This window comes from Methanospirillum hungatei, from assembly GCF_020216685.1.
Lineage (GTDB): Archaea > Halobacteriota > Methanomicrobia > Methanomicrobiales > Methanospirillaceae > Methanospirillum > Methanospirillum hungatei_B.
The window spans coordinates 1-4,557 of record NZ_JAIWNS010000266.1 but is presented as its reverse complement, the minus strand read 5'-3'; the positions used below and the strand labels follow the sequence as shown (position 1 = coordinate 4,557).

The 4,557-nt window shown below is 41.2% G+C and carries 3 protein-coding genes; 1 reads left to right on the top strand and 2 read right to left on the bottom strand.

Annotated elements, in window-relative coordinates; genetic code table 11:
- Positions 1–480, top strand: a 480-nt coding sequence (locus LDL35_RS14620; protein WP_304023760.1) for an ABC transporter substrate-binding protein, incomplete at its 5' end; no start/stop codon positions are given.
- On the opposite strand, the gene LDL35_RS14615 is transcribed toward LDL35_RS14620, so the two are convergent.
- Together LDL35_RS14615 and LDL35_RS14610 are read right to left on the bottom strand one after the other, a co-directional pair.
- Positions 467–1,465, bottom strand: a complete 999-nt coding sequence (locus tag LDL35_RS14615; protein WP_304023758.1) for a TIM barrel protein — start codon at positions 1,463–1,465, stop codon at positions 467–469. The genes LDL35_RS14620 and LDL35_RS14615 overlap by 14 nt on opposite strands.
- A gap of 13 nt (positions 1,466–1,478) precedes the next feature.
- Positions 1,479–3,857 (bottom strand): PAS domain S-box protein, encoded by a 2,379-nt coding sequence (locus LDL35_RS14610; protein ID WP_304023756.1) that lies wholly within the window; start codon positions 3,855–3,857, stop codon positions 1,479–1,481.
- Between the last annotated feature and the right edge of the window lie 700 nt (positions 3,858–4,557).

Here is a 4,557-nt window from a genome sequence, read left to right as displayed (position 1 = left end):
TTTGAAAAACTGGGATATATCACCGGAACATCTGATACGGCATCGGAAATAATTGCTGAACTGAAAGCCAGGGAAGAAAAAGTCCGGAAAGAGGGAGAAGCCTTTACGAAAAAACCGGTTATTGCCCATGTCATCTGGTATGATCCGATCTACGTGAGCGGGAAAGGAACATTTCAGGATGAACTGATTCAGATTGCCGGGGGAGTGAATGCGTTTTCAGATAAGAACAGTCATGCAATCGCTAATATTGAGGAATTTATCAGTAAGAAACCGGATATCATCATAGTTAATTCCGGAAGCGGGATGGGAAGTGATAAGACAGATATTTTGGATTATTTCGTAAATGAACCCCGATTATCCGGGTTGTCAGCAATTGCTTCAAATAAGACCATCATGGTTGACAGTGATATTGCAGATCGTGCCGGTCCGCGTCTGTGGGATCTGTTAGAGGAGATTGCCCCAAAAATCAGGGAATTGTAACTTCCATTCCTCTTTTCAGAGTATTTTTCTGAGTCATAATCTTTTCCTGAAACTCATCTCTTGATCGACTGAGAAATTCATGAACCAGGTAGTCAGGATGAATCAGATCAATAATCCGTTTACACCAGGGATCTGAAAATGGCCGGTGCTCATCAAGGTTTGCAACCATGGGCATCAGGAGAGAGATCTGATCTCCATATGAGAGAGTTGAAAAACCGGATGGGGGTTCCCTGAAAAAGTGTTCTCTCTGATATGCCCCGGATATGCTGCATTGGAAATGAACTGATCGAATCCGCTGTATCGTTCTCTTAGATAACCCGTCAAGAGCTGACAAAACATATACAATACCATCCTGTTCAGTCCGGATATCTCCTGCATTCATCATATGTCCCGTATCAAGGACAAAGATCCAGTTATGAAAATCGAGTTGCTGAGTAAAAAAATCCACTTCAGCCTGTGAAAGGAACGTCAGGCCCGGCCACCAGAGATTCTCAAATCCAATAGTCACCGGAGGTTCACCACCCGGATACTTCCTACAGACGGTATTTAAAAATGAGGCAGCTGATGAGAGAACTTCCTGATAGGAATACCGGTGGTTCCGGGTGAAAAATTCGTCAAGTTCAATATGAGTGATATGAAACACAGCATATGCTGCACCCAGGTTTGCAGCTGTATCAAGATTATCACAAAATACCCGGATAAGTGCCTCAGGCGTTGCAGCCCCATAGTAATACGCCTGCTTTGAGGGATCACAATCAGGAGGAACAGATTCAGGTTCCCGCCAGAGGCGTACCCATCCAAGCCAGCCGGGAAGGTGAACCGATGTTATAAGATCTTTTGGGATTTTTTCGTCATATTCACCACCTATCAGGAGTTCAACCCCGGAGCATCCCATATTCTTCACAAATCTCCTGACTTCCTCCCAGGAGTAGTTATACCGTTCCAAATCAACGGAATAGCCGGATATATTGATAATTTCTTTCATGGATTGATTTCGTTCAGTTTTTTCCTTCAGTCACAGCAAGAATCTCCTCTCCAGAACGGTATCCTCCGGGCGGAATATTGATTTGAAACATGGCTCCGCACCCCTCTTTCCCGATCTCACATATGGAAATATCCGTAATGTCGAGGATGTCACGGCTCAGAAATAATCCCATTCCGGTATTTTTTCCATGACCCCTGAGAAAAATCTTTGATTTCTCCTCTTCCGGAATGCCGGTTCCGTCATCGCACACATAGATGTATAATGAACCGTTCTTTTCCTGTGAAGAGAGCGTGATCTGTGAGATATTCCCATGGCGGATTGCATTCTCTATTAGATTGTAGCAGACTTTTGGAAACAATGAATCCACGTAGATCTCGATAGATTCTGGTATTGTAGAAAAAAACGTGATCCCATTTGATTGCATGAGTGATGATAGTGCTAAAAACTCTTTTTGGACAGACATCCATTCCGGAGCAGCGGAACCAATATCCTGGTATGTTGAAGTGAATGAGATGTCGCGATCAATATATTTTGCAGCATTCATGGCCATATTGATAAGATGCCGGGTTTCTTCACTCAGATCTGATTCTCCAGCAAGAGAGAGTGCACCCAGTAGTGATGTCAGGTGATTTTTAATGTCATGGCGTGTTATACCAGACATGAGAAGGAGTTTTTTATTTGCCCGTTCGAGTGCCTGTTGAATCCTGATTTTTTCAGAAATGTCCCTTCCTCTTCCGAGCAGGGCATCTTTCCCCTTGTATTCCACAATACCAAAAGCAAATTCTACCGTTTTTACATCCCCCGTACGGGACAATATCCTTGCTGTATGTCTGAATGTTTGCTCTTTTTCTTTTATTGAATTCTCAATGCTCTGAATCATCGCCTCCCGATCTTCCGGAAGAATGATATCCCATATCTCCATTCGGTAGAGATCTCCTTCTCCATACCCGGTCATATCTGCACAGGTCGGGTTCATATAGAGTATCCGGTAATCCTGAATGATAAAGATCCCATCATTACTGTTTTCAACAAGGGTGCGATATTTTTGTTCACTCTCTTCAAGTGCCTCTTGCCATTCTGCAAGAGTCTGGTAACTCTCCCGTAGTTCTTCCTGTGCAAGTTCAAGTTCTTCATACGACTGGGTAAGGGCTTCCTGCTGTCGGATGAGTTCCTTTTCCATGGTTCTTAATGGCGTTACATCCCGAATCGTTTCGATTACACCAAAAATTTCTCCTGATGTATCATGAAGGACTGAAGCTGTTTTCAGGTATGAACCCGGGTCCTTGGAGAGAAAACGTCCATCTGACAATCCGGTTATACTATTCTCATTAAAATTGAGGAATTCATAATCTTCCGATGAGGGTTTTGTTCCAGATAACAGATGATCAGCCAGTGTCTTTTGTCTGTCACCATACAGAGATAATGTATGAATTCCATTACCATTTCCAATGGCAGCACCCTGAGGGACTCCGGTAATCCGTTCCATCTCTTTATTCCATGCAAGTACCGTTCCCGTATGATCTATGACAAATGCTGCATCTGGAAGATGATTGATAATGTTTTCAAGATTTCTTCTGGAATCCCGCATTGACCGAAGAAGCCGTACCCTCTCTGTTGTATCCCGGAGAGATTCTATCGCTCCGGTAATATTCCTTTCAGAATCCCGAAGGAGGGTAGCTTTAATCCAGAATATCCTCTCCTTCCCATCAATCAGAATAGAGCAGGTACCGGTTATTCCTGTATGATTTCGCACAACTTTCTGATATTTTCCAGGTTCCGGAAGGTTATTTGAGAGAAGATAATTCAATAATAGCGGCCTTTTTTCACCAAAAAAGGGAATTGCGTAAGCATAATCTCCTTTCCCCAGCATAGATTCAGCGTCTACGCCGGTTAATGTAACCATTGCTTCATTCCAGGCGATTACCGTTCCGTTTGTATTGATTGCGAATGTTGGATCCGGTAGATGGCTGATGATATCTTTCATCTCCTGCCTGGATCGTTTTACTTCTTCAATTGATTGGTGCCGCTGGATAGCATGTATGGTAACATGGGCAAGTTCACGGAATTGATCAGTACTTCCACTTTTATGCAGGTAGTGATCAGCACCCCAATTCAGGGCATCAACCACTATTTCTTCCCTGCTTTTCCCGGTAAAAAGGATAAATGGTGTTTTATCCCCAGATGAACGAAGATTTATCAGAAATGATATGCCATTGGATCCAGGCATGTCAAAATCTGAAATAATTGCATCATATTTCTTTTCCTGATGCATCATCAGGCCGGTATCCGGATCTTCAGCCAGGTCTATGGAAAATTCACCAAATTTCGGGAAGAATAAACTGATGAGTTCCAGGATTATTGGTTCATCATCAACACACAGGATAGAATACATAAAGATCAGATCTGGAATTTTGCAAGATTTGACAACGTAATTTGAACAAATTCTATGAACAATCCTAAAAAATCAGGCTTTTGAGGTAGTACCAGTTTGAAAAATTCGGTTGCATATTCACGTGAGCGCTGATAACTTTGATAATTCGCTGAAAAGTATGTCGACAGTGTGTCAGCGCCAGGAAGTTGTTCATTTACTATTTTCATGATTTTGGTAAATTTTATCATATATCGGATTACCAGTAAATCTTCTGCAAATTGTGCAGGAAGGGCTGTTAAACTGAACTACGAATAAACAATAACGCATAATCCAACAAGGATCCTATACTATGTTGATGGTGTTGAAATCTTTATCTGGATGGTATTTGGTTGAAATTTAGCCATTTATACTCTCCTTTAAAATCTCGTATGTTCTTACTAAAAAAATATTTAATTTGATACAAATTATTTGTTTTTATATCATAATAGGTTATTGATTACTGCTCGCAGGTTATGCATATAGTGTTCATAATATACGCCACTGTCAAAAATTTATGTCGGACAAATTATGTTTAAACTCTCTATATAATCTCTTTAAAATTTAAAAATGAACTCTTAAACTCCATTCATGAATGACTCAATCCTTGAAATAATTTAGAATGGGTGTTAACTCTCATAGAACTTCCTTTTTGTTAATAATAATCTGGCACAAATTAACGTTC

Excerpts from the sequence above, each read along its gene's own strand:
- LDL35_RS14615 (WP_304023758.1), bottom strand. The coding sequence starts at position 1,465 with ATGAAAGAAATTATCAATATATCCGGCTATTCCGTTGATTTGGAACGG.
- LDL35_RS14610 (WP_304023756.1), bottom strand. The coding sequence starts at position 3,857 with ATGTATTCTATCCTGTGTGTTGATGATGAACCAATAATCCTGGAACTC.